We start from the raw sequence: 26,407 nt of genomic DNA on the forward strand, positions 1-26,407 counted from the left end.
GAGGGAGAGAAGATGATACAACCAACCCCTGACTGGTCACTGGGTCTGTTTGCCCTCTGCCAGGCGGCGTTTCTGCTGGCATTAACGCCATTATTTACCGGGATCTCCCGGCAGATTCGCGCACGGATGCACTCTCGCCAGGGTCCTGGCGTCTTACAGGACTATCGCGATCTGCAAAAACTGCTTAAGCGTCAGGAGGTGGCTCCGGCCTCGTCCGGCATGATGTTCCGCGTCATGCCCTGGGTGCTGCTGAGCAGCATGCTGGTGGTGGCGATGACATTGCCGCTGTTTGTGCGCACCTCGCCTTTCGCCGGCGCGGGCGACTTAATCACGCTGATTTACCTGTTCGCCCTGTTCCGCTTCTTCTTTGCGCTCTCCGGCCTCGATACCGGCAGTCCGTTTTCCGGGATTGGCGCCAGTCGCGAACTGACGCTCGGCATTCTGGTGGAACCGATGCTGATTCTCTCGCTGCTGGTGCTGGCGCTGCTGGCCGGGTCGACCAATATCGGCGCGATCAGCACTACGCTGGCGGCCGGTTGGGTCTCCCCTGTTGCCACGCTGCTGGCGATGCTCGCCTGTGGATTCGCCTGTTTTATTGAAATGGGCAAAATCCCCTTCGACGTTGCAGAGGCGGAACAAGAGTTACAGGAAGGGCCGCTGACCGAATACTCCGGGGCAGGACTGGCGCTGGTGAAATGGGGGATCGGCCTGAAACAGGTGGTGATGGCCTCGCTGTTCCTGGCGCTCTTCTTCCCGTTTGGCAATGCCGGCTCGCTGACCGTCGGGGCCATGCTGCTTTCGCTGGCCATCACGCTGGTCAAATTACTGGTGGTGTTTGTCATTGCGTCAGTGGTGGAAAACTCGCTCGCTCGCGGGCGGTTTTTACTGACGCACCACCTTACCTGGCTCGGTTTTAGTCTCGCCGCGCTGTCATATGTTCTTTGGTTAACCGGTCTGTAAGGAGCGCTGAATTACTATGGAAACAATTGCCCTGACGACCCTGCTCCTGCCGTTTATCGGCGCGCTGGTCGTCTCTTTGGCCCCCAGACAGACCGCCCCCATGCTGTCCACCGTGTTCGCGCTGCTGGCAACTATTGCCACGGTCGCACTGGCGGCGGGCTTTCATGCCGCAGGCAGCGAGGTTGTAGATATCCCGCTGCTTAGCGCCGGACAGATAGCGTTGTTCGGGATGACGGTAGACAAAATCAGTACTCTGATTCTGTTTGTGGTGGTCTTCCTCGGTCTGCTGGTGGCGCTCTACTCCACGGGCTATCTGACCCGTGGCAATAAGGAACACCCGCACGATGGCAGCAATCGCTACTACGCATTCTTGCTGATTTTTATCGGTGCGATGTCCGGCCTGGTGCTCTCCTCCACGCTGCTGGGCCAGTTGCTGTTTTTTGAAATCACCGGCGGCTGCTCCTGGGCGCTCATCAGCTATTACCAGTCCGAGAAATCCCAACGCTCGGCGATGAAAGCGCTGCTGATCACCCACGTCGGTTCGCTGGGCTTGTATCTGGCGGCGGCCACGCTGTTTCTGCAAACCGGCACCTTCGCGCTGAGCGCCTTAAGCCAGTTAAACGGCAGCGGCGCCTTAATCGTCTACGGTGGGATTTTGTTTGCCGCCTGGGGGAAATCGGCACAACTGCCGCTGCAGGCCTGGCTGCCGGATGCTATGGAAGCGCCGACGCCAGTCAGTGCATACCTGCACGCCGCGTCGATGGTGAAAGTGGGCGTTTACATTTTTGCCCGCGCTATTTCCGAAGGTGGGCAGATCCCGGAAGTCATTGGCTGGGTCGGTGTCACCATGGCGACCATCACCCTGGTGTACGGTTTCCTGATGTACCTGCCGCAAAAAGACATGAAGCGCCTGCTTGCCTGGTCGACCATTTCCCAACTGGCGTGGATTTTCCTCGCCCTGTCGATGTCGATTTTCGGTTCGAAAATGGCCTTCAACGCGGGGATTGTTTACATCTTTAACCATGCCTTCGCCAAGAGCCTGTTCTTCCTGGTAGCCGGGGCACTCAGCTATAGCTGCGGTACGCGTATGCTGCCGCGTCTTCGTGGCGTGATGCGCACGCTCCCTATCGCCGGGATCGGCTTTTGCGTTGCGGCGCTCGCCATTACCGGTGTGCCGCCCTTCAACGGTTTTTTCAGCAAGTTCCCCCTGTTTGCCGCCGGGTTCGCCCTCTCCGATCAGCACCCCATTCTGCTCGCGGTGATGATCCTGGCGCTGGTGGAATCGGTCGCCAGCTTCGGCTGGTTTATCTACTGGTTCGGGCGCGTGGTGCCGGGTGAACCCAGCGAAGAGGTGGCACAGGCGGCACCGCTACCGTATGCCATGAAACTGGTGCTGGGGATTCTGGTGGTGATGTCGCTGTGCTCAAGTCTCATTGCCGCAGCGTGGATTGGATAAAGGGAGTCGAAGATGACGGGAACATTGGTAGTTAACAATCTGGCGGGGCTGATGATGTTCACCTCGTTATTAGTCACTTGCGCCAGACGCTACACCGTCTCCTGCTGGTTGTACGCCCTGCAATCACTGGTGCTGGTGTCGATATTTTTCACCCTCTCACAACTGCTGGATGCAGAACAACTGCGGATGTGGTCCATCAGCGCCTTCTTCACCAAGGTTCTGATGGTGCCGCTGATTATGGGCTATGCATTTCGCAAAATGGCGCCAGAGGGTCAGGGAGAACGCCTGTTTGGCCCTGCCGCACTGGTGCTAATGGCCGCAGGCATCGTGCTGCTGTGCTGGTTTGTGGTGCGTCCGGTGCAGTTGCCGCTGGTCGCGCAACTGAAACCCGCGCTGGCGGTGGCGCTCGGCCACTTCCTGCTGGGGCTACTGTGCATCGTCAGCCAACGCAATATCCTGCGCCAGGTGTTTGGCTACTGCCTGATGGAGAACGGTTCGCATCTGGTGCTGGCACTGCTGGCATGGCGTGCGCCGGAGTTGGTTGAAATCGGTATCGCCACCGACGCCATTTTCGCGGTGATCGTCATGACAATACTGGCGCGAAGAATCTGGCGTACCCACGGCACGCTGGACGTTAATAACCTTACGGCGCTGAAAGGATAACAACATGAGTCACGCATTGATGTTTACCTTGCTGTTGCTCACGCCGCTGGTCATCTCCGCACTCTGCTTCCTGTGCCGTCTGCGAGGGAATGCCGCGCGCGCTCTGGTCACCACCGTGCATTTTGTCGGTATCGTCGTGCTGATGGTCGTGGCGCTGTGGACGGTCGCGGAGGCTGTAACAGAGGGCGAGATTTTTGCCGCCCATCGCTGGCTACATATCGACAGCTTAAGCGGGTTGTTCTTGTCGCTTCTGGGGATTATCGGTTTTATCACCGGGTTGTACTCCATTGGCTATATGCGCCATGAAGTTGATCATGGAGAAATCACCGTGGGCACCCTGTGCAACTACTACGGTTTCTTCCACCTGTTTCTCTTCACCATGCTGTTGGTGGTCACCAGTAATAACCTGATTGTCATGTGGGCAGCCATTGAGGCCACCACACTGAGCTCAGCGTTTCTGGTGGGGATTTACGGTCAGCGTTCTTCGCTGGAAGCCGCGTGGAAATACATCATTATCTGTACTGTCGGCGTCGCGTTTGGCCTGTTCGGTACGGTCCTGGTGTATGCCAATGCTGCCAGCTTTATGGTGGAGCCTGACCATGCGATTTTCTGGACCGAAGTTCTTAAAGAGAGCAGTAAGCTCGACCCAACACTCATGGTGCTGGCATTTGTCTTCGTGCTGATCGGTTTTGGGACCAAAACCGGGTTATTCCCAATGCACGCCTGGCTGCCGGATGCCCACAGTGAAGCGCCAAGCCCGGTCAGCGCCCTGCTCTCAGCGGTACTGCTGAACTGCGCGCTGCTGGTGCTGATTCGCTACTACATCATTATCTGCCATGCCATCGGCAGCACGTTCCCCAATACCTTGCTGATGATTTTCGGCCTGCTCTCGGTGGCGGTGGCGGCGTTCTTTATCCTCGTTCAACAGGATATGAAACGCCTGCTCGCCTACTCGAGCGTGGAAAACATGGGGCTGGTGGCGGTGGCGCTCGGTATCGGCGGCCCGCTGGGTATTCTCGCCGCGCTGCTGCACACGCTGAATCATAGCCTGGCCAAAACGCTGTTGTTCTGCGGTTCCGGCAACGTGCTGCTGAAATACGGCACCCGCAATCTGGACGTGGTATGCGGCATGCTGAAAGTCATGCCGTTTACCGCAGTTCTGCTCGGCGGCGGCGCGCTGGCACTGGGCGGCATGCCCCCGTTCAATATTTTCCTCAGCGAGTTTATGACCGTCACCGCCGGGCTGGCAGCCGATCATCTGCTGGTGACTATCGTACTGCTGCTGCTGCTGACGATTGTGCTTGGCGGGCTGGTGCGCATGGTCGCCAAAGCGCTGTTTGCCGCGCCGCCTCAGGAAGTCGCCAGCGGTGAGCTCGGCTGGCTCACCACAGTGCCGATGGTCATTTTGCTGGTGATGATGCTGGTGATGGGGACCCATATTCCGCAACCGGTAAGCAAAATGCTGGCAAATGCTTCTGCCATCGTGATGTCCGGTAATGATGAACAATCAACACAATTTAGTTGGCTTTGGGCGTCGTTTGACACCACCGCCGCAACCGCAACACCCGCGCGGGTTCAGGGAGAGTTAAAGTGAGTTATTTAGAGAGTATCAGTCTCGATGCCCCTCGTGGCGGTGCCTGTCTTGCGGCGTTAAACGCGCAATTTCCCGGTGCCATTCTTGAAGAAGAGCGGCAAACTTTTGAGCAGACCACCATTACGGTAAAACTCAATCTGCTGCCGGATATTGTGCATTATCTCTATTACCAGCATGACGGCTGGTTACCGGTGTTATTCGGTAACGATGAACGAACTCTGAATGGTCATTATGCGGTCTACTACGCCCTTTCTATGGAAGGGGCGGAAAAATGCTGGATTGTGGTAAAAGCGCTGGTGGATGCCAACACGCGTGAATTCCCCTCCGTCACTCCGAAGGTGCCCGCTGCCGTCTGGGGCGAGCGTGAAATCCGCGACATGTACGGTCTGATCCCGGTGGGTCTGCCGGATCAGCGCCGTCTGGTGCTGCCGGACGACTGGCCGGACGATTTGCATCCGCTGCGTAAAGACACCATGGATTACCGTCTGCGCCCGGAGCCGACCACCGATACGGAAAACTACCCGTTTATCAACGATGGCGATAGCTCGGCGCGTATCGTGCCCATCGGCCCGCTGCACATCACGTCTGACGAACCGGGCCACTTCCGTCTGTTTGTTGATGGCGAGCGCATTGTCGATGCCGATTACCGCCTGTTCTACGTTCACCGCGGTATGGAAAAACTGGCGGAAACCCGCATGGGTTATAACGAAGTGACGTTCCTGTCAGACCGCGTTTGCGGGATATGCGGTTTCGCCCACAGCGTGGCCTACACCACCTCGGTAGAAAACGCCCTGGGTATTGTTGTGCCGCAACGCGCTCACACTATCCGCTCGGTTCTGCTGGAAGTGGAACGTCTGCACAGCCATCTGTTAAACATTGGGCTTTCCAGCCACTTCGTCGGCTTCGATACCGGTTTTATGCAATTTTTCCGCATCCGCGAAAAATCAATGACCATGGCAGAACTGCTGACCGGCTCGCGTAAAACGTATGGCCTGAATCTGATTGGCGGCGTGCGGCGCGACATCCTGAAAGAGCAGCGCATTAAAACTATCCAACTGGTGAAGGAGATGCGCGCGGAAGTCGTCCAACTGGTAGATATGCTGCTCTCAACGCCGAATATGGCACAGCGTACCCAGGGGGTTGGGGTGCTGGACCGTCAGATTGCGCGCGACTATAGCCCGGTCGGCCCGCTGATTCGCGGCAGTGGCTTTAGCCGTGATCTGCGCTTTGACCATCCTTATGCCGACTACGGCAATCTGCCAAAAACCTTGTTTAGCTGGCCTGCCGGGGATGTTTTCTCGCGCGTGATGGTACGTATCAAAGAGACGCTTGATTCCCTCTCGATGATTGAGTTTGCCCTCGACAATATGCCAGACACCGCGCTGTTAACCGAAGGGTTCAGCTACAAGCCGCATAAATTCGCACTGGGTTATGTGGAAGCACCGCGCGGCGAGGATGTGCACTGGAGCATGCTCGGCGACAACCAGAAGCTGTTCCGCTGGCGCTGCCGTGCGGCGACCTATGCTAACTGGCCGGTGCTGCGCTATATGCTGCGCGGCAATACCGTTTCCGATGCGCCATTGATTATCGGGAGTCTCGACCCCTGCTATTCCTGTACGGACCGCGTCACGCTGGTGGATGTACGTAAGCGCAAGTCCACAACCGTGCCGTACAAAGAGATCGAGCGTTACAGTATTGAACGTCGCAATTCGCCGCTGAGATAAGGAAGATACGATGCTTAAATTGTGGAAAACCATTATCAGAGCGGGCGAAGTCACGGTGAAATACCCGTTTGCGCCGCTGGAGGTCTGCCCTGGATTTCGCGGCAAACCCGAGCTTAATCCTGAGCAGTGTATCGCCTGCGGCGCCTGCACCACCGCCTGCCCTGCCAACGCGCTGACGATGGAAACCCATCCGGATGACAACGCCCGCATCTGGCAACTGTTTATTGGCCGCTGCATCTACTGTGGCCGCTGCGAAGAGGTGTGCCCAACGCACGCCATTCGCCTGTCAGAAGAGTTTGAGCTGGCAGTGACCCGCAAAGAAGATCTCTATGTGCGCGCGACCTTTCGGCTGCAGCATTGCAGCGAGTGCCACGCCCCCTTTGCGCCGGAAAAATCCGTCGCCCTGGCGGCTGAATTACTGGCGCTTCATCAATCGAACCCGGCGCTGGTGGAAACCCTGCGCGCCCAGGCGAATGTCTGCCCGGCATGTAAACGTCGGGCGGCACTGGAGCATCGCGGCAGCACCAACGTCCATTATTATATTGAGGAGCAAGCATGAGCGCCGATTCCCTGACGTTAAAGCAGCATGTCAGTCAGCCCATAACGCTGGATGAACAAGCGCAAAAACTCAAGCAAGTGCTGCTTCGCGATATTCAACGTTCTGCCTATGTTTACCGCGTGGACTGCGGGGGATGTAACGGCTGTGAAATTGAGATCTTCGCCGCGATCACCCCGCTGTTCGATGCCGAACGCTTCGGCATTAAAGTCGTTGCGTCGCCGCGTCACGCCGACATTTTACTGTTTACCGGCGCGGTAACCCGCGCCATGCGTATGCCCGCGCTGCGTGCCTGGCATTCCGCGCCTGACCACAAAATCGCGATCTCCTATGGCGCATGCGGCGTCGGCGGCGGTATTTTTCACGATCTCTACAGCGTCTGGGGCGGCAGCGATACCATCGTCCCCATTGATGTATGGATCCCCGGCTGCCCGCCGACCCCGGCGGCAACGGTGCACGGTTTCGCCGTCGCGCTCGGCCTGCTGGAGCAGAAACTGCACGCCGAAGATCATCACCAGGCTGAAAATGAAACGGCGACCGTCCGTTGGCCTGCCGTACCGCTGGCCATGCGCGTTAATATCGAGCGTCTGGCGCGTCGTCTGGCAGGCTATCGCCAGGGACGTGAAATTGCCGATCACTTCTTCGCGCTGTTGACCGAAGGCGATCCACGCGAAAGTTCCGCGCGCATCAATGCCTGGTTGCAGCAGGCGGCCGATCCGCGTCTGGACACCATCGTGCAGCAACTGCGCGCCGAGATGGAGGGAAAGCATGTCTGAGAAGGGCAGCAAAGTGATGTTCTGGACGCTGCGGCAAAAATTTGTCGATGACAGCGTCAATGTCGAGGAAAAAAGCCGCCAGGTGATGTACTACTCGCTGGCTATTGGTCACCACGTGGGGGTAATCGACTGCCTCAACGTGGTGCTGGAATGTCCACTTGCCGACTACGAGCGCTGGCTTGCGCTACTGGAAGAGGGCGCTCGTAAGAAAATGCAGGGGCTACTGACGTTTGGCGAAATCATCATTGATGCCAGTCACGTCAATAAACTGGCCCCCGCCTTTGCTAAACTGGCAGAAGAAGCGGATGATCCCTGGCGTAGCTGGAGCCAGCTCATCTTGCAGCAATTGAAAGACATTGCCGGTGAGCCGGCGATTTATCTGATGGTGCGGCGGCTGGATTAACCATTAGTGATATCAATAAAACGTCAATTCGTATGACAATTAGCTATACGTGAAGCGGGTAACACTACAAAATAAGGGGGTATAGTAGTATACCGGGTGGCCCGCTCTCTTACCGAAGAACAATCACTTGATATGAAAAAACGGATAAGGAAGTCACATTATGTTGATTTATGACTGTTTTTTTCTGCTTTTCTGTACAATTGATTCTGGAAGGATGCAGTATCCATGATTTTACAGCATTTGCTGGAACAGAAAGATAAGGCGTCCGTCCTGCGGGCGTTCATTCCCCTACCACCTCCGTTCAGCCCCATTCAGTTTGTCGAACTTCGCCTCAGTAATTCGCGATTCTACCGCTGTTTTGATGACGGAAGCGTTGAGTTCTGCACCAGTGAATATGCCGGTTCAATCAGCGACAGCTCAAAACAGGTGATTTTACTTGCCGGAGAGACCATGGCTGAGCTGCGCTTTGTGCGCACCGATGGCGGTAAATTTTGCGAAAAAGACAGCACCATGTTTGCCTGGCTGGCACGCCTCGCGGCGCAAGGTTTAGAGGGTGATATTGAGCGCGACAAGCTGGAGCAATCCGTTTCGCTGTTGCGCCAGGAGCTTGACCATGACCGGGTTCTGGTCGATATCACCAACTCGGTACTGTCTCACCTTGATATTGATGAACTGGTGGCTGATGTCTCGCGCGAAATCCACCGCTTCTTTGGCGTGGATACGGTCGCAATGGTGCTCCGCGATGCCCTGCGCTCGCGCCAGCTTATGTGGAACTCGACGGATTTCACAGTTCAGCCGCCAACAAGCCAGCAATACCCGCTACGCAGCGATAGCCAGTTGCTGCATACGGCGCTCAATGAAAATCATGCGACCCTGTTGCAAAAAAGGGACGAGCCGCAATTGTGGCTAAATGATCCCTTGCTGCAACAGTTGGAGGCGCAAGGTCTGGAGACGGTCTTTATTCTGCCGCTGGCTTTTAGCCATCAGTCCACCGGCGTACTGGTACTGGCACACCGGGATTTGTCGATTTTTAACGCACAAAACTGTCGATTACTTCGACAGATTGCCGACAGAATTGGCATTGCTGTCGATAATGCCGATGCCTATCGTAAAGTGACGCATCTGAAAGAAAACCTCAAAAACGAGAACAACAAACTTAACGAGCAAATTCTTTCCAGCCAGAGCTTTGGCGACATTATTTATCAGAGCGACGCCATGCGCGATGTGCTCCAGCAGGTCAATATTGTTGCCCTGAGTGACAGTACGGTGCTGATTCTTGGCGAAACCGGTACAGGGAAAGAGATTATTGCCCGTGCCATTCACCAGATGAGTCTGCGCAAAGATAAACCGCTGGTGAAAATCAACTGTGCCGCCATTCCGTCGACCCTGCTGGAAAGCGAACTGTTTGGTCATGATAAAGGGGCATTTACCGGCGCTATCAACACCCACCGTGGACGCTTTGAAATGGCGGATGGGGGGACGCTGTTCCTCGATGAAATCGGCGATATGCCGATTGAACTGCAGCCTAAATTATTGCGTGTGCTACAGGAACGGGAGATTGAGCGCATTGGCGGCACCCGCACCATTCCCGTTAACGTTCGGGTCATCGCCGCGACTAACCGCGACCTGAAACAGATGGTCATTGACCGGGAGTTTCGCAACGACCTGTTCTATCGCCTGAATGTGTTCCCGCTGGTGTTGCCGCCGCTGCGCGATCGCCCGGACGATATCCCGTTGCTGGTCAGGTACTTCACACAAAAACTGGCGCGCCGTTTAAACCGCCAAATCGACACCATTCCTGCCGATGCAATGCGCCAGTTGATGCGCTACGAATGGCCAGGCAACGTGCGCGAACTGGAAAATATTCTCGAACGTGCGGTCCTGCTCTCACGCGATAATACGCTGAGCCTGCATTTGAATGCGCAACCCAGTAGCATGGTGCAGCCTGTGGCCCATGATCCTTTTCCTTTTCCCCTGCCCCGCGTGGCGGAAATGATGCACACTGAGCCGCCGGAAAACGATGAAGAGGAACGTCAGCGTATTATTCAGGTGCTGCGGGAAACAAACGGTATTGTCGCCGGGCCGCGCGGTGCGGCGTCAAAATTAGGGATGAAACGTACCACGCTGTTATCACGTATGCAGCGGTTGGGTATTACCGTTCGGGAAGTATTGTAATTGAGTTTCTGAGTTTAAGTGTGAGCGAATTAACGCTTTAGAGGCGATACCGGCTATATGGCTGGTACGCCCTATGCATATAAATGCGGGTGTCGATATTGCTCCCTCATTAATGCATAGACTCAGGAGATTCTCATGGATACCAGCAATGCTTTTGATCTGCGACTTCCCGCAGAAATGGCAAAGGTCGCCGAACAGGCAGGGTTATATAAAGTCAGCAAGAAGAAAGAACTTTCATTCTTTCTCGCGGTCACGGCTGGTGTATTTATTTCCATTGCATTCGTTTTCTATATTACCGTCACGACCGGGCCTGCCCCTGCAACCGCCCTGGCAAAACTGGCCGGCGGCGTGTGCTTCTCGCTGGGCCTCATCCTGGTGGTGGTCTGTGGCGCAGATTTGTTCACCTCGACAGTATTGACGGTGATGGCAAAAGCCAGCGGGCTAATAAGCTGGCGACAGTTGATTATCAACTGGATAATTGTCTATTTCGGTAACCTTGTCGGCGCCCTGTTTTTTGTCGCGCTGATTTGGTTTGCCGGGCAATATATGAGTGGTAATGGTCTTTGGGGATTAAATGTATTACAGACCGCCGACCATAAAATGCATCATACATTCATTGAAGCCGTTTGCCTGGGGACGTTATGTAATTTAATGGTATGTCTGGCTGTGTGGATGAGTTATTCCGGGCATACGCTAACCGATAAAATTATGGCGATGCTGTTGCCTATCGGTATGTTTGTCGCCAGCGGCTTCGAACACAGCATCGCGAATATGTTTTTGATCCCGCTTTCTATTGTTATTCGTTATTTTGCACCCGAAGGATTCTGGACCAGCATTCACGCCAGCCCGGAAAATTATCCGGCATTAACAGTCAGCAATTTTATCACGGCCAATCTGATCCCGGTGACGATAGGTAATATTATCGGCGGCGGGCTGCTGGTAGGGATTACTTACTGGATTATCTATTTGCGTAACCAAAATAACGGCCACTAACCGCGTCCCTGATGGCGCAGCACTTATCAGGGCTACGACCGGTTTTCTCCCTCTCCCCCGGGGAGAGGGTTGGGGTGAGGGGAATATGCGGCTCAGGAGGAGGGTTCCGTTCACCTTATGTTCATGGCGAAATGTCACCTTCGGACACGTGAACGGGTAAAGGGGAACACCGCGTTCCCCTTTACAATCCCCGCGGCCCCGCAAAGAAATCGGTGCTTCGCACTGCGTTCGCCTCCCGCCCCGCTCGCTGCACGCTCTGCGCCAGGGGGGCACAAAGATGTTGCTGTAGTTGTCATGCGGGAAAACGGATCAGCCATGGCTAAAAAGGTTGAAGGCGTTCACAGTATCTACGATTGGTAGCCCCGCTAAGCACCGCGCCAGCGGGGAAGACATCACGTCAGACGTGATGGTCGTCAACCACCACGGTATCTGGCCATGCGTGAATCACTGCCTGCACCAGCGTCGCCAGCGGGATGGCGAAGAACACTCCCCAGAACCCCCACAGGCCGCCAAAGATAATTACCGACAGGATAATGACCAACGGGTGCAGGTTAACCGCTTCGGAAAACAGTAACGGCACAAGCAGGTTGCCATCCAGCCCCTGGATTATCAGGTAGACGGCAAAACAGCTCCAGAACTCGGTGCCCGCACCAAACTGAAACAGCGCCACGCCAATCACCGGAATGGTGACCACAAACGCGCCAATGTAAGGAATCAGCACCGAGAACCCCACCAACACCGCCAGCAGCAATGAATAGTTAAGGCCAAAGAGCTGAAAACCTAACCAGGTGGCAACACCGACGACAACCATCTCCAGCACTTTGCCGCGAATGTAGTTGGTTATCTGCTGGTTCATCTCTTTCCAGACCTGCCCTGCCAGCCCACGGTTACGCGGTAAGACGCGGCGCACCGCATTGAGCATCTGTTCTTTATCCTTCACCAGGAAGAAGACCATCAAAGGCACCAGAACCAGATAGACCGCCAGCGTCAGCAGCCCGACCAGCGATGCAAGGGAGTATTTCACCACAGAATCGCCCATGCCCAGCATCCGGGCACGCATGTTTTCCGCCATTGCATCGATGATGCCCGCATCCATTAACATCGGGTAACGTCGTGGCAGCGTGGCAGCATAATCGGAAAGTTTATTGAGCATACCCGGCATGTCGCGAATCAGATTCATCCCCTGCTGCCAGGCAACCGGCATTACAACAAATGCCATAATCATCAGAATGCCGACAAACAGCAGCAGCACCATCGTGGCGGCCCAGCGGCGGGAGAAACCGACTCTTTCCAGACGGACGGTTGGCCATTCGAGAAGATAGGCAAGCACGATGGCAACGAGCAACGGCGCAAGAAGGCCGCTAAAAAAGAAGAGAATGACAAAACCTGCCAGCAAAATGACCAGCAGCGCGATCGCTTCCGGGTCGCTAAAGCGACGGCGATACCACTGTATCAATAATTCAAGCATATGTTCCTTCCAGGAGCCGGATTGACCGGTGTGAGTTCAGGAATTGTATCGAAATGTCACAAAAAAGACTTCGCTTTTCGTCGCCTTTACAGGAAACATGATGAGCGGGCAAAAAGGTGTTATTCCCCCTTCAGGGGGGATAAACTCTCTGTTTTATTTCGCCGGAACGAACCCCGGCTCGTCAGGTCAAATGATTACCCCAAAAATTACAGGATTGAGGTTATGTTCAGGCAGTTGAAAAAAACGCTGGTCGCAACCCTTATCGCCACGCTGACGCTCGGCCAGATGATGCCCGCTTTTGCGGATTCTGCAGACAGTCTGCCCGATATGGGAACCTCCGCAGGAAGCACCCTGTCCATTGGTCAGGAAATGCAGATGGGCGACTATTATGTTCGCCAGCTGCGCGGCAGTGCGCCGCTGATCAACGATCCTTTACTGGTTCAGTACATCAACGGACTGGGCATGCGCCTGGTCTCGCATGCAAACTCGGTAAAGACCCCGTTTCATTTCTACTTAGTCAATAATGACGAAATCAACGCCTTTGCTTTCTTTGGCGGCAACGTGGTGCTGCATTCAGCGCTGTTTCGCTATGCGGATAACGAAAGCCAACTGGCGTCGGTGATGGCGCACGAAATTTCCCACGTGACCCAGCGCCATCTGGCGCGTGCCATGGAAGATCAGAAGCGTAGCGCCCCCCTGACCTGGGCCGGCGCACTGGGCTCCATTCTGTTAGCCATGGCAAGCCCGCAGGCCGGGATGGCGGCGCTCACCGGTACACTGGCCGGTACGCAGCAGGGCATGATCACCTTTACGCAGCAGAACGAACAGGAAGCGGACCGCATCGGGATTCAGGTTTTGCAACGCTCCGGTTTTGATCCGCAGGCAATGCCAACCTTCCTGGAAAAGCTGCTTGATCAATCACGTTACGCCTCTCGTCCACCGGAAATTTTGCTGACCCACCCCTTACCGGAAAGCCGTCTTGCCGATGCGCGTAACCGCGCCAACCAGATGCGCCCGGTGGTCGTGCAATCCTCCGAAGAATTTTACCTGGCCAAAGCCAGAGCCCTGGGGATGTATAACTCCGGGCGTAATCAGCTCACCAGCGATATGTTAGATGCCTGGGCAAAAGGCAATGTGCGCGAGCAGCATGCCGCGCAATATGGTCGCGCCCTGCAGGCAATGGAAGCGAAGAACTTCGCCGACGCCGCTAAAACGCTGCAACCCCTGCTGAGCGCCAATCCGACAAATGCCTGGTATATCGACCTGGCGACCGACATTGATTTAGGGCAGAACAAAAACAACGAAGCGATTAACCGTCTGAAAAATGCGGCGGAAATTAAAACCAACCCGGTATTGCAGCTCAACCTGGCAAACGCCTATCTGAGCAGCGGTCAGGCAGCCCAGGCAGAGGCGATACTCAATCGTTACACCTTTAACTGGAAGGACGATGTAAACGGCTGGGAGCTGCTGGCGCAAGCGGAAGCCACATTAGGCCATCGCGATGAAGAGCTGGCGGCGCGTGCCGAAGGGCTGGCGCTGACGGGTAAGCTGGATCAGGCCATTACGCTGCTGGGGAGCGCCAGTTCGCAGGTCAAATTGGGCAGTCTGCAGCAGGCCCGTTACGATGCGCGTATCGATCAGCTTCGTCAGTTGCAGAAAACGTTCCGCCCGTATCAGAAGATGTAACAAGGAGAACCGATGACAGACGCGGTGAAGATTTACCACAACCCTCGCTGCTCCAAGAGCCGCGATACCCTAAGCCTGCTAAAAGCCAACGGCATTGATCCACAAGTTGTCCTGTATCTGGAAACGCCGCCGGATACCGACACGCTTAAAGCGCTGTTGAAAATGCTGGGGATGACCAGCGCACGGGAGCTGATGCGCCAGAAAGAAGATCTCTATAAATCACTGGGACTGGGAGATAGCCATCTCTCAGAAGAGGCGCTGTTGCAGGCGCTGCTTGATAATCCCAAGCTAATGGAGCGTCCGATCGTTGTGGCGAACGGTAAAGCGCGCATTGGTCGCCCGCCAGAACAGGTTCTTGAGATCGTCTACTAATACCACGGGCCCGCAGGTGCGATACTTGCCGGGCCTACAGTTTCAGGATCTCTTTTACGAAGGGAATGGTCAGCTTACGCTGAGCGGTAATAGACGCGCGATCGAGCTGATCGAGCGTGTCAAAGAGCGTGCGCATTTCGCGATCCAGTCGCTTGAGCAGAAAACGCCCCACATCTTCCGGCAACTCAAACCCGCGCAGCCGCGCACGCAGTTGGAGCGCCTGCAGTTTGTCTTCATCAGAGAGCGGTTGCAGCTTGTAGATTTGCCCCCAGTCCAGGCGCGAAGCCAGGTCGGGCAACCCCAAATTCAACTGCCGTGGCGGACGATCGCCGCTGATCAGTAACCGCGTTTTTCCTGATTCCAGAATACGGTTATAGAGATTGAAGATGGCCATCTCCCAGGGTTCATCGCCTGCAACACACTCGATATTATCGATACAGACCAGCGAGAGATGTTCCATCCCTTCAAGCACTTCCGGTACAAACCAGGTGCGCTTATCAAGCGGCACATAGCCGACCGCATCACCACGCTGAGAGAGTTCAGCACAGGCAGCATGAAGCAGATGGCTACGTCCTGCCCCTTCACGCGACCAGAAATAGATGTATCCGCTATGATCCTGGCGTAGGACATTTTGCAACGCCGCCAGCAAAGAAGGGTTATCGCCTGGCCAGAAACTCGCAAAAGTTTCATCGTCAGGAAGATAGAGTGGCAGGGAAAGCTGCGCCGGTGTGTTCAGACGTACCTCAACAGGGCTTTAAAAAACGCGGTAAGTTTATCATAAAACTTTACCGCGTTTGAACCGGGCATGACACCCGGTTTGCAGAGCGACAATTAATGCTGATTTGCTTCGCTGTCTTCGGCGTCCAGTACCACTTCTTCCGGACGCAGGACACTGATCAATTTGAAGATCAGGCTCAGCGCAACACCCACGATAGTCGCCAGCGCCATTCCTTTCAGTTCAGCCGCGCCAATGTGCACTTTCGCGCCGCTGACGCCGATGATCAGAATGACGGAGGTCAGGATCAAGTTTTGCGCTTTGCTGTAATCCACTTTGGATTCGATCAGCACGCGAATACCGGATGCGCCGATCACCCCGTACAGCAGCAGAGAGACACCGCCCATCACCGGTACCGGGATAATCTGAATTGCCGCTGCCAGTTTACCTACGCAGGAGAGCAGAATCGCGATGATTGCCGCGCCACCGATAACCCAGGTACTGTAGACGCGGGTGATCGCCATAACGCCAATATTCTCACCATAGGTGGTGTTCGGCGTTGAGCCGAAGAAACCGGAAATAATGGTTGAGAAGCCATTGGCAAACATGGAACGGTGCAGGCCAGGGTCACGGATCAAATCGCGTTTCACGATATTGGCGGTAACGACCAGATGGCCCACATGCTCAGCAATAACCACCAGCGCCGCAGGCAGAATGGTGAAGATAGCAAACCATTCGAAACGTGGCGTGTAGAAGGTTGGCAGCGCGAACCAGTGCGCATTGGCAATCGGCGTGGTATCAACAACACCCATTGCAAACGACAGCGCATAACCGGCCAGCACGCCGATCAGAATCGGGATTATCGCCATAAAACCACGGAACAGTACGGAACCAAACACGGTCACACCCAGCGTTACCAGCGAGATGAGCACGGTTCTGGAATCCGCAGACTGCCCATCAGCAGGCAGCAGACCGGCCATATTGGCCGCAACACCGGCCAGCTCCAGACCGATGACGGCAACGATTGCGCCCATTGCCGCAGGCGGGAACATCACGTCCAGCCAGCCGGTGCCTGCTTTCTTCACGATGAAGGAAACAATGCAGAACAGCACGCCGCACATAATAAAACCACCCAGCGCCACTTCGTAACCCAGCGGCAGAAGCAGCAGTACCGGCGAAATAAACGCAAAGCTCGATCCCAGATAAGCCGGGATTTTGCCCTTACAGATAAACAGATAAAGCAGCGTTCCGATACCGTTAAATAACAGTACGGTGGCCGGGTTAATATGAAACAGGATTGGCACCAGCACGGTTGCGCCAAACATAGCGAACAAGTGCTGCAAACTAAGCGGGATTGTCTGTAAAAGCGGCGGTCTTTCACTCACCCCGATAGCACGGCGCGTCATAGTGTTTTCCTCTGAGTGTTGTTGTTTATCCCCTTCACACGTCAAGACGCTGGTGCGTTGGCCGTACTCGTCCACCCGAATCACTTATTTACGTAAGATCATCAGGATTCGCTCGCTTGTCCTTGCCGGCAACTCGATGTGGTTAGGGTATATGTTCCGCTCATCACCCATCCCGCAGTGTTGTGGACTGCGGGATGAAATCAGGCGGATTCTGTTCTGGTTTACGCCAAAAAAAAGCCGACTTTCAAAGTCGGCTTTTGATTTTTAAAGCATTTATTTCGTACCAAAGATTTTGTCGCCGGCATCGCCGAGGCCCGGAATAATGTATCCGTGCTCATTGAGGCCCTTGTCGATGGACGCGGTATACAGCTCAACGTCCGGGTGCGCTTTCTCCAGCGCGGCGAGGCCTTCCGGGGCAGCAACCAGCACCAGCACTTTGATGCTGTGGCAGCCTGCATTTTTCAGCAGGTCGATTGTGGCAATCATAGAACCGCCCGTTGCCAGCATCGGGTCAACGACCAGCGCCATACGCTCGTCGATGTTAGAAACCAGTTTCTGGAAATACGGTACCGGCTCCAGGGTCTCTTCATTACGATAGATACCCACCACGCTGATGCGCGCGCTCGGAACGTGTTCCAGCACCCCTTCCATCATGCCCAGACCGGCACGCAGAATAGGGACTACGGTGATTTTTTTGCCTTTGATTTGTTCGACTTCTACCGGGCCGTTCCAGCCTTCGATAGTCACACGTTCCGTTTCCAGATCGGCAGTCGCTTCATAGGTCAGCAGACTACCGACTTCCGAGGCGAGTTCACGAAAGCGTTTGGTGCTGATGTCATTTTCACGCATCAGGCCCAGCTTGTGTTTGACGAGTGGGTGTTTTACTTCCACGACCTTCATACTCTTCTCCTTCCCCAAAACGGTGGCAGCCACAAAAAAAATCGCCGGATTATACCGCTTTTTCTCCGCCACGCTACAGGTGCGGCGTTGATCCGGATCAAGCAGACTGGAAAAGAGTATACCGTAAGAATCCCCGGCGGCCTGAAATAATGGACTCGCAAACGTTTGCCTTCACTGTTAGAATTGCGCCGAATTTTATTTCCAAAACCTGATTAGTTCGGGGAACAGCCTGAAATATGACGGGTGAACCGCAAGCAAACGCGTGGGGACTCAAGCAGTGACCGATAAAACCTCTCTTAGCTACAAAGATGCCGGTGTTGATATTGACGCAGGTAATGCTCTGGTTGACCGAATCAAAGGTGTGGTGAAGAAAACTCGTCGTCCGGAAGTGATGGGCGGTCTGGGTGGCTTCGGCGCGCTGTGCGCATTGCCGCAAAAATATCGTGAACCAGTACTGGTTTCCGGCACTGACGGCGTAGGTACCAAACTGCGTCTGGCGATGGATCTGAAACGCCATGACAGCATCGGCATCGACCTGGTCGCCATGTGTGTGAATGACCTGGTCGTTCAGGGCGCAGAGCCGCTGTTTTTCCTCGATTATTACGCAACAGGAAAACTGGATGTCGACACCGCAGCCAGCGTGATTAACGGTATCGCGGAAGGCTGCCTGCAGTCTGGCTGTGCGCTGGTTGGCGGCGAAACCGCCGAAATGCCGGGCATGTACCACGGCGAAGATTACGATGTTGCCGGTTTCTGCGTTGGCGTTGTTGAAAAATCCGAGATTATTGACGGTTCCAAAGTGGCCGACGGCGATGTGCTGATTGCGCTGGCGTCCAGCGGTCCGCACTCCAACGGCTACTCCCTGGTGCGTAAAGTCATCGAAGTGAGCGGTTGCGATCCTGAAACGACACAGCTTGAAGGAAAATCCCTCGCGGATCACCTGCTGACTCCGACCCGCATCTACGTGAAATCGATCCTTGAGCTGATTGAAAACGTAGACGTGCACGCCATCGCCCACCTGACCGGCGGTGGCTTCTGGGAAAACATCCCGCGCGTGCTGCCAGACAATACCCAGGCGGTGATCGACGAGTCCTCCTGGCAATGGCCGGCCGTCTTTAACTGGCTGCAAACGGCGGGCAATGTCAGCCGTCACGAGATGTATCGCACCTTCAACTGTGGTGTCGGTATGGTTATCGCCCTGCCTGCTGATGAAGCAGATAAGGCCATCGCATTCCTGAATGCCAAAGGTGAAAACGCGTGGAAAATCGGTATTATCAAAGCATCCGATTCCAGTGAACGCGTGGTCATCGAATGAAAAACATTGTGGTGCTCATTTCCGGCAACGGAAGCAACTTGCAGGCAATAATTGATGCCTGCAAGCAGAAGAAAATCAATGGCACCATCCGGGCAGTATTCAGTAACAAGGCCGATGCATTCGGCCTTGAGCGTGCGCGGGAAGCCAACATTCCCGCCCATGCGCTTCTTGCCTCTCAGTTTGCCAGTCGCGAAGCGTTTGACCGCGAACTGATGCAGGAGATTGACGCTTACGCCCCGGATATCGTTGTGCTGGCTGGCTACATGCGTATCCTCAGCCCGGACTTCGTAGCACATTACGCCGGTCGCCTTATCAATATTCACCCTTCCCTGCTGCCTAAATATCCCGGTTTACACACCCACCGCCAGGTACTGGAGAACGGTGATGACGTTCACGGCACCACCGTGCATTTTGTTACCGACGAACTGGACGGCGGCCCGGTCATTTTACAGGCACAGGTGCCGGTGTTTGAGGGCGATACCGAAGAAGACGTGACCGCCCGCGTCCAGACTCAGGAGCATGCGATTTACCCGCTGGTTGTGAGCTGGTTTATTGATGGCCGTCTGGCTATGCAAGAAAACAAAGCCTGGCTTGATGGCGTTTGCCTGCCAGAACAGGGCTACGCGGCCGAGTAAGCGAATCTTTTCTTTGCCTGCGCGTAACATATCGTTGCGCGCAACACCTTTCTGCGGGTAAAACCGGATTACTGTCATACTTATCTGTCACAGTTGGACATCTAATGGCAAAGCTCGCCATAATATGGGTGTCACTCAAACGAACGCCAACACGTTTACCTGCACACGAGGACACAGCCATAGCGAGAAGGAATTGCCGTGTCCCGAGAGTTAACCGGAGTGTAAGTTGTAATGGGTCAGGAAAAGCTATATCTGGAAAAAGAACTAAGTTGGTTGTGCTTTAACGAGCGCGTTCTGCAGGAAGCGGCGGATAAGAGTAACCCGCTCATCGAACGCATGCGCTTTTTAGGGATTTATTCCAACAACCTTGATGAATTCTATAAAGTTCGCTTCGCAGAACTTAAACGCCGCATCATTATTAGCGAAGAACAAGGACAAGGCACCAACACCCATTCACGCCACCTGCTGGGTAAAATACAGGCCCGCGTACTGAAAGCCGATCAGGAATTTGACGGCCTGTATAACGAACTCCTGCTGGAAATGGCACGTAATCAGATCTTTTTGATTAACGAACGCCAGCTTTCCGCCAATCAGCAAAACTGGCTGCGCCACTACTTCCGACAGTATCTGCGCCAGCACATCACGCCGACACTGATTAATCGCGAAACCAATCTGATTCGCTTCTTAAAAGACGACTACACCTACCTGGCGGTGGAAATCATCCGTGGCGATGATATTCGCTACGCCCTGCTGGAAATTCCGTCTGACAAAGTGCCGCGTTTTGTAAACCTGCCGCCGGAAGCGCCGCGCCGCCGCAAGCCGATGATCCTGCTGGATAATATCCTGCGTTATTGCCTGGATGATATCTTCAAAGGCTTCTTTGATTACGACGCGCTGAACGCCTACTCGATGAAAATGACCCGTGACGCCGAATACGATCTGGTGCACGAGATGGAATCGAGTCTGATGGAGCTGATGTCTTCAAGCCTGAAACAGCGTCTGACGGCAGAGCCGGTACGCTTTGTTTATCAGCGTGATATGCCGGATGCCATGGTTGAGATGTTGCGCGAGAAGCTGACCATTTCCCGCTACGACTCCATTATTCCGGGCGGTCGCTACCACAACTTTAAAGACTTCATCAGCTTCCCGAACGTCGGGAAAGCAAACCTGGTGAACAAGCCATTACCGCGCCTGCGCCATGTCTGGTTTGATAAGTTCCGCAACGGCTTTGATGCCATTCGCGAGCGCGACGTGCTGCTCTATTATCCGTATCACACCTTTGAGCACGTGCTGGAACTGCTGCGCCAGGCGTCGTTTGACCCAAGCGTGCTGGCAATAAAAATCAATATCTATCGCGTGGCGAAAGACTCGCGCATCATCGACTCCATGATCCACGCCGCCCATAACGGCAAGAAAGTAACCGTGGTGGTTGAGCTGCAGGCGCGTTTTGATGAAGAGGCTAATATCCACTGGGCCAAGCGTCTGACCGAAGCCGGTGTGCAGGTTATCTTCTCGGCGCCGGGGCTGAAAATCCACGCCAAGCTGTTCCTGGTGTCGCGTATGGAAAACGACGAAGTGGTACGTTACGCTCATATCGGTACCGGCAACTTTAACGAAAAGACCGCGCGTATCTATACCGACTACTCATTGCTGACCGCCGATGCGCGCATCACCAATGAAGTGCGCCGGGTCTTTAACTTTATTGAGAACCCGTACCGTCCGGTAAATTTCGATTATTTGATGGTTTCGCCGCAAAACTCGCGCGATCTGCTCTACAAAATGATCGATACCGAAATTGCCAATGCGCAGAAAGGCATTCCTTCGGGCATTACGCTAAAAATCAACAACCTGGTGGATAAAGGCCTGGTTGACCGGCTGTATACAGCCTCCAGTTCTGGCGTGCCGGTGAATTTGCTGGTGCGCGGTATGTGCTCGCTTATCCCTGAACTGGAAGGCATCAGCGATAATATTCGCGTAATTAGCATTGTTGACCGTTTCCTTGAACACGATCGCATCTATATTTTTGAGAATGGCGGCGATAAAAAAGTGTATCTGTCGTCTGCTGACTGGATGACGCGAAACATCGATTACCGTATTGAAGTAGCGGCGCCGTTGCTCGATCCGCGCCTTAAACAGCAGGTACTGGATATCATTGATATTCTGTTCAGTGATACCGTCAAAGCACGCTACGTCGATAAAGAACTCAGTAATCGATATGTGCCGCGCGGCAACCGCCGCAAAGTACGCGCACAGCTCGCGATTCATGAATATCTGACATCACTTGAACAGTCTGACTAATCTATGCCGATAAATGAAAAGACAGCACGACCACAGGAATTTGCTGCGGTCGACCTGGGTTCGAACAGTTTTCATATGGTGATTGCCCGCGTTGTTGATGGCGCCATGCAGATCATTGGCCGTCTGAAACAACGCGTACATCTGGCGGATGGCCTCGACAGCAATAATATGCTGAGCGAAGAGGCTATGGAGCGCGGTCTCGCGTGTCTGTCGCTGTTCGCAGAACGCCTGCAGGGTTTTGATCCTTCAAGCGTGTGTATTGTAGGGACCCACACGTTGCGCCAGGCGCTCAACGCACCGGAGTTTCTTAAACGGGCAGAAAAGGTTATTCCCTACCCCATCGAAATCATCGCGGGTAACGAAGAAGCGCGCCTGATTTTTATGGGCGTTGAACATACGCAGCCGGAAAAAGGCCGTAAGCTGGTTATTGATATCGGCGGCGGTTCGACCGAACTGGTCATTGGCGAAGATTTTGAGCCCAAACTGGTGGAAAGCCGTCGTATGGGCTGCGTCAGCTTCGCACAGCTTTATTTCGCGGGCGGAACAATCAATGCGGAAAACTTCCAGCGTGCCCGCGTTGCCGCAACGCAGAAACTGGAAACGCTGGCCTGGCAGTTCCGTATTCAGGGCTGGGACGTCGCGCTTGGCGCGTCCGGCAGTATCAAAGCGGCCCATGAAGTGCTACTGGCGTTAGGGGAAAAGGACGGCATCATCACGCCTGAGCGCCTCAAAAAACTGGTCGCCGAAGTTGTGAAGTTCAAAAACTTCGACGAACTGAGCTTGCCGGGTCTGTCCGACGAACGTAAAGCGGTCTTCGTTCCAGGTCTGGCAATTCTCTGCGGGGTATTTGACGCGCTGGCAATTAATGAACTTCGCCTCTCAGACGGTGCGCTGCGCGAAGGCGTGCTGTATGAAATGGAAGGCCGTTTCCGCCATCAGGATATTCGCAGCCGTACGGCGCAGAGCCTTGCGAATCAGTACAATATCGACCGCGAACAGGCGCGTCGCGTGCTGGAAACCACCATGCACATGTACGATCAGTGGCAGGCGCAAAATCCGAAGCTCATTAACCCGCAACTGGCGGCGCTACTGAAATGGGCAGCCATGCTGCATGAAGTCGGTTTAAATATTAACCACAGCGGTATGCATCGTCATTCGGCTTATATCCTGCAAAACAGCGATCTGCCGGGCTATAACCAGGAGCAGCAACTGATGATGGCCACGTTGGTGCGCTATCACCGCAAAGCGATCAAGCTGGATGACTTACCGCGCTTCACGTTGTTTAAGAAAAAGCACTATCTGCCGTTAATTCAGCTTTTACGCCTTGGGGTGTTGCTGAATAACCAGCGGCAGGCGACAACGACGCCACCCACCCTGCGTCTTACGACCGATGATAACCACTGGACGCTGAGCTTCCCGCACGACTGGTTCAGCCAGAATGCACTGGTTCTCTTCGACCTGGAACGGGAACAGGAGTACTGGGAAGCCGTCACCGGCTGGCGACTTAAAGTTGAAGAAGAGCAGTCGCCCGGCGTAGCGGCGTAAAATCAGGCCGCCTGAATCTTCCCTGGCAGATTTTCCAGCGGCTCTGGTTTACCAATCAAATATCCCTGCAAATAATCGATACCCAGCGCAAACACTGCGCTGCGTATCTCTTCATTTTCGACATACTCCGCCACAACCTGCATCTTTTTCATTCTCGCCAGATGGCAAATAGAGGCGACGATCTGGTAATCCAGACTATTGGAAACGATATTGCGGATAAAACTGCCGTCGATTTTCAGGATATCGGCATTCACATTTTTCAGCCGGGAATAACTGGCGTAGCCGGTACCAAAATCGTCAATCGCTACGCTACAGCCCATTTGTTGCAGTTGGCCGAGCGTTTGATTTGCCTGTTCCAGATTGGTTAACGAATTACTCTCGGTTATCTCGAAGATCAACTGCCACGCCTCGATGCCATATTTTTTCAACAGCCGCCCCACTTCCAGAGAAAACTGTGCCCGACACACAGAGGCGGGCGACAGATTAATGGCAAAACGCTGTGCGGGTAGCGTTGCGCGATGAGCAGACATAAAACTCAGCACATGCTCCACAACCCAAAGATCGATACGTGATGACAGGCCGAACTCATGGGCGACCGGCAGAAAATCATCCGGATTAATATACTGGCCGTTCTCTTCATTCATGCGTAGCAGAATTTCATGGTAGCTGTCGCCGCGTATCCCGGCGATAGGTTGCACCAGTAAACTAAAACGGTTCTCCTCCAGCGCAAGTTGCAGGCGGTTCATCATATCCACCTTGTCCTTAAGACTACGCTGGAGGTTCGCCGCCCCGCGATGCTGCAGGCTTTCCGGATGATTTGTCGCCAGCGACAAGTCAGCAATGGTACTCAGTTCGCCAAGCAGCAAGTAGAGGTGCTGTACCGGAGAGCGCACATAGCAATAGCTCATGCCCACCTGCGGCTGCAGCGGCATATCATCCCAGAAGAAACGAAATGCCTTAATTTGGGCATCCAGCGCTTCAATCCGGCTCTGGTGCGACTGAGTGTTAAGGCGAATAGCCAGATCATGGCCTGAGAGATGGTAGACACGTTCGTCCTCATCGAGGCTGTTTTTAAGCCAGTCCGACAGTTTTTGCTTGTACTGAATGCGCAGCATCACGCCATAGTTACGCCCGAGCACTTCCAGTTCCGGCACACTTAAAAAGCAGAGAACAGACCAGGGTGACCCCGCCAGCGCACGATTGAGGGCGCGCAGATTGGGTATCTGAACGACGGGATCAAGATAGGCAAGACGACGAGCGCGGGCATGAACATGCCGTTGTCGAGTTGCCAGTACCGATACACAAAGGATGATAAAAGAGTAAACCAGGTAACTCGACGAGGCGATAGCCAGTTGGATTTCATAAGCCGGATAGACGGGAAGATAACGATAAAAATAGTGTACCGAGACAATCAACAGCAGCGTCCAGAGCACCGATATAAACCGGTATCCATAGCGTAATGCTCCCCATAACATGACAGGCAATACCAGAGAGAGCGTGTAGTTGGTGCTGAAAATGGAGCTATTTTCATTCAGCGGCATGAGCAACAGTATGACCAATCCGGCCAGGATACTCAGCCAGATAGCCATCTCACAGCGGGTCACTTTCGGGTCAAATTCATGGCGCAGTTGCGATAACCAGCTTCGCAGATAACGCGGATGGCGAATGATACGAATAACCAAATAGCAGAGCGGAATACCGGTCATGGTCCCGACCAGTAACGCCTGATAATCAATCAGTAAATGAATATTTAACGATAATATATCGGTCTTACTAAAATCCGTATCGTACAGCGCCAGCCAGATAACGAACTCGAGAATAATCAAATAAATCGTTGCCGGGCAAAACACCTGCCAGAAAATTCGCTGGGCAATAAAGGCGGCGTTTCCGTAGGCAATATTCTGCCGACGCGTAACAAAAACGCGATAGCCGCCCCAACTGATGACCACGGGAATAAGCAAATGAAAAATTTGCGCCACAAGCTCAGAGATATCGTGCATGCCGATATTCAGGACCAGTGCGAGAACCATGCCGGGTAGCGCTGCCCAGCCAAAGACCACCATCAAACTGAACATCAGCGCCATCGGCAGGGAGAAAAGGACAACCGTTTCACCCGCGACATGCGTATAGGTATTCGCCAGGTTAAACAGTGGCAGTAAAAGACATGGCAACACGAGCGGTAATGCCCACCATTTGTCTTTGTGCTGATGATATTTTTTTAACAGAGTCATAGATGCTCGACAAAAAACCCAGCTTCCCAATGGGTATTTCAGGCAGGCATCCAACCTGACTGTAAGTGCGTAAATAGAAAATGAGCGTGAATTTTAGTTCTGTAGGGCAACTAATGATTGATGCACATCAAATAAAACTCGCCGAATTAATTAATTTTTACGCTTTTTAAAAAGAGACGCAGATTAGCATTCATGACTTAAATACTTAATTTATTTTATATAAAATCGATTAATATTTTCCTCCGGTGAAATTTTGCATGGTTAAGAATTGACCTCGCCCGCACTCTGTGCCTTAATGTCAAGGTCGCCCTTTTTATGGGGCAAACCTTAAGGAACCTTTTGTGAGTCAGGCAACCCCTATGCGAAAACGCCATCGATTTGACAGTCGCATGACCCGTATCGTATTGCTAATCAGCTTTATCTTTTTCTTTGGTCGTTTTATCTATTCCTCAATTGGTGCCTGGTATCATCATCAGGATAAGCTCCAGTCTCAGCAAGTAAGCCAACCTATCGATTCTTCTGCACAACGCTAACGC

22 protein-coding genes are annotated in these 26,407 nt (G+C 54.0%); 17 read left to right on the forward strand and 5 right to left on the reverse strand.

Translation table 11 applies throughout. The features are described 5' to 3' along the window. The first annotated feature begins 12 nt into the window (after positions 1-12). From IP582_RS18610 to focA, 10 genes are all read left to right on the forward strand, one after another. Positions 13-960: a respiratory chain complex I subunit 1 family protein gene (locus tag IP582_RS18610; protein WP_193794069.1), complete on the forward strand. Its 948-nt coding sequence runs from the start codon at positions 13-15 to the stop codon at positions 958-960. Between the two features lie 16 nt (positions 961-976). Beyond that, entirely contained in the window at positions 977-2,416 is a 1,440-nt protein-coding gene (locus tag IP582_RS18615) for a hydrogenase 4 subunit D (protein WP_039079702.1), read from the forward strand. A 12-nt stretch (positions 2,417-2,428) separates the two neighbouring features. Then, positions 2,429-3,079, forward strand: a complete 651-nt coding sequence (hyfE, locus tag IP582_RS18620; protein WP_193794070.1) for a hydrogenase 4 membrane subunit — start codon at positions 2,429-2,431, stop codon at positions 3,077-3,079. Between the two features lie 4 nt (positions 3,080-3,083). Continuing rightward, on the forward strand, positions 3,084-4,673 hold the full coding sequence (locus IP582_RS18625; protein ID WP_193794071.1) for a hydrogenase 4 subunit F: 1,590 nt from the start codon (positions 3,084-3,086) through the stop codon (positions 4,671-4,673). Positions 4,674-4,687: 14 nt separating this feature from the next. Beyond that, on the forward strand, positions 4,688-6,397 hold the full coding sequence (locus IP582_RS18630; RefSeq protein ID WP_370551813.1) for an NADH-quinone oxidoreductase subunit C: 1,710 nt from the start codon (positions 4,688-4,690) through the stop codon (positions 6,395-6,397). A gap of 10 nt (positions 6,398-6,407) precedes the next feature. Next, positions 6,408-6,956 carry a hydrogenase 4 subunit H gene (gene hyfH / locus IP582_RS18635; protein WP_039079698.1) on the forward strand — a complete coding sequence of 183 codons (549 nt, stop codon included), beginning with the start codon at positions 6,408-6,410 and terminating at the stop codon, positions 6,954-6,956. After that, entirely contained in the window at positions 6,953-7,729 is a 777-nt protein-coding gene (locus tag IP582_RS18640) for an NADH-quinone oxidoreductase subunit B family protein (RefSeq protein WP_071193407.1), read from the forward strand. Before hyfH ends, IP582_RS18640 begins: the two co-directional genes overlap by 4 nt. Continuing rightward, positions 7,722-8,132 (forward strand): formate hydrogenlyase maturation HycH family protein, encoded by a 411-nt coding sequence (locus IP582_RS18645; RefSeq protein WP_193794073.1) that lies wholly within the window; start codon positions 7,722-7,724, stop codon positions 8,130-8,132. Before IP582_RS18640 ends, IP582_RS18645 begins: the two co-directional genes overlap by 8 nt. A 225-nt stretch (positions 8,133-8,357) precedes the next feature. Beyond that, on the forward strand, positions 8,358-10,307 hold the full coding sequence (locus IP582_RS18650; protein WP_193794074.1) for a sigma 54-interacting transcriptional regulator: 1,950 nt from the start codon (positions 8,358-8,360) through the stop codon (positions 10,305-10,307). 135 nt (positions 10,308-10,442) lie between these two features. Next, positions 10,443-11,300, forward strand: a complete 858-nt coding sequence (gene focA, locus IP582_RS18655; RefSeq protein WP_110294614.1) for a formate transporter FocA — start codon at positions 10,443-10,445, stop codon at positions 11,298-11,300. 397 nt (positions 11,301-11,697) lie between these two features. Here the strand turns inward: focA and IP582_RS18660 are convergent, their stop codons facing one another. Continuing rightward, positions 11,698-12,768: an AI-2E family transporter gene (locus tag IP582_RS18660; RefSeq protein WP_193794075.1), complete on the reverse strand. Its 1,071-nt coding sequence runs from the start codon at positions 12,766-12,768 to the stop codon at positions 11,698-11,700. 222 nt (positions 12,769-12,990) lie between these two features. Here IP582_RS18660 and bepA point away from each other — a divergent pair, with 222 nt between their 5' ends. Continuing rightward, positions 12,991-14,454 (forward strand): beta-barrel assembly-enhancing protease, encoded by a 1,464-nt coding sequence (gene bepA, locus IP582_RS18665; RefSeq protein ID WP_193794076.1) that lies wholly within the window; start codon positions 12,991-12,993, stop codon positions 14,452-14,454. Between the two features lie 12 nt (positions 14,455-14,466). Next, positions 14,467-14,826 (forward strand): arsenate reductase (glutaredoxin), encoded by a 360-nt coding sequence (arsC, locus tag IP582_RS18670; protein ID WP_193794077.1) that lies wholly within the window; start codon positions 14,467-14,469, stop codon positions 14,824-14,826. A 34-nt stretch (positions 14,827-14,860) separates the two neighbouring features. On the opposite strand, the gene IP582_RS18675 is transcribed toward arsC, so the two are convergent. The 3 genes from IP582_RS18675 to upp all read right to left on the reverse strand — a co-directional run bounded on the left by IP582_RS18675 (position 14,861) and on the right by upp (position 17,847). After that, positions 14,861-15,562, reverse strand: a complete 702-nt coding sequence (locus IP582_RS18675; RefSeq protein ID WP_193796307.1) for a DnaA inactivator Hda — start codon at positions 15,560-15,562, stop codon at positions 14,861-14,863. A gap of 95 nt (positions 15,563-15,657) precedes the next feature. Further along, positions 15,658-16,947 (reverse strand): uracil permease, encoded by a 1,290-nt coding sequence (gene uraA, locus IP582_RS18680; protein ID WP_039079689.1) that lies wholly within the window; start codon positions 16,945-16,947, stop codon positions 15,658-15,660. 273 nt (positions 16,948-17,220) lie between these two features. After that, on the reverse strand, positions 17,221-17,847 hold the full coding sequence (upp, locus tag IP582_RS18685) for a uracil phosphoribosyltransferase (RefSeq protein WP_039079688.1): 627 nt from the start codon (positions 17,845-17,847) through the stop codon (positions 17,221-17,223). Between the two features lie 277 nt (positions 17,848-18,124). Here upp and purM point away from each other — a divergent pair, with 277 nt between their 5' ends. The 4 genes from purM (at position 18,125) to ppx (ending at position 23,640) form a co-directional block, all read left to right on the forward strand. Beyond that, entirely contained in the window at positions 18,125-19,162 is a 1,038-nt protein-coding gene (gene purM, locus IP582_RS18690) for a phosphoribosylformylglycinamidine cyclo-ligase (RefSeq protein WP_039079687.1), read from the forward strand. Then, positions 19,159-19,797: a phosphoribosylglycinamide formyltransferase gene (gene purN / locus IP582_RS18695; RefSeq protein WP_193794078.1), complete on the forward strand. Its 639-nt coding sequence runs from the start codon at positions 19,159-19,161 to the stop codon at positions 19,795-19,797. Before purM ends, purN begins: the two co-directional genes overlap by 4 nt. 231 nt (positions 19,798-20,028) lie before the next feature. Beyond that, positions 20,029-22,095 (forward strand): polyphosphate kinase 1, encoded by a 2,067-nt coding sequence (gene ppk1, locus IP582_RS18700; protein WP_193794079.1) that lies wholly within the window; start codon positions 20,029-20,031, stop codon positions 22,093-22,095. Between the two features lie 3 nt (positions 22,096-22,098). Beyond that, positions 22,099-23,640, forward strand: coding sequence for an exopolyphosphatase (ppx, locus tag IP582_RS18705; RefSeq protein WP_039079684.1), 1,542 nt, complete (start codon positions 22,099-22,101; stop codon positions 23,638-23,640). Positions 23,641-23,642: 2 nt separating this feature from the next. Here the strand turns inward: ppx and IP582_RS18710 are convergent, their stop codons facing one another. After that, positions 23,643-25,871, reverse strand: coding sequence for an EAL domain-containing protein (locus IP582_RS18710; RefSeq protein ID WP_193794080.1), 2,229 nt, complete (start codon positions 25,869-25,871; stop codon positions 23,643-23,645). Between the two features lie 341 nt (positions 25,872-26,212). Here IP582_RS18710 and IP582_RS18715 point away from each other — a divergent pair, with 341 nt between their 5' ends. After that, a complete protein-coding gene (locus IP582_RS18715) occupies positions 26,213-26,404 on the forward strand; it encodes a YfgG family protein (RefSeq protein WP_064572410.1) in 192 nt (63 codons plus the stop codon). The last annotated feature ends 3 nt before the right edge of the window (positions 26,405-26,407 follow it).

The sequence above is a fragment of the Citrobacter sp. BDA59-3 genome (assembly GCF_015167655.1).
In the GTDB taxonomy this organism is placed as follows: domain Bacteria; phylum Pseudomonadota; class Gammaproteobacteria; order Enterobacterales; family Enterobacteriaceae; genus Phytobacter; species Phytobacter diazotrophicus.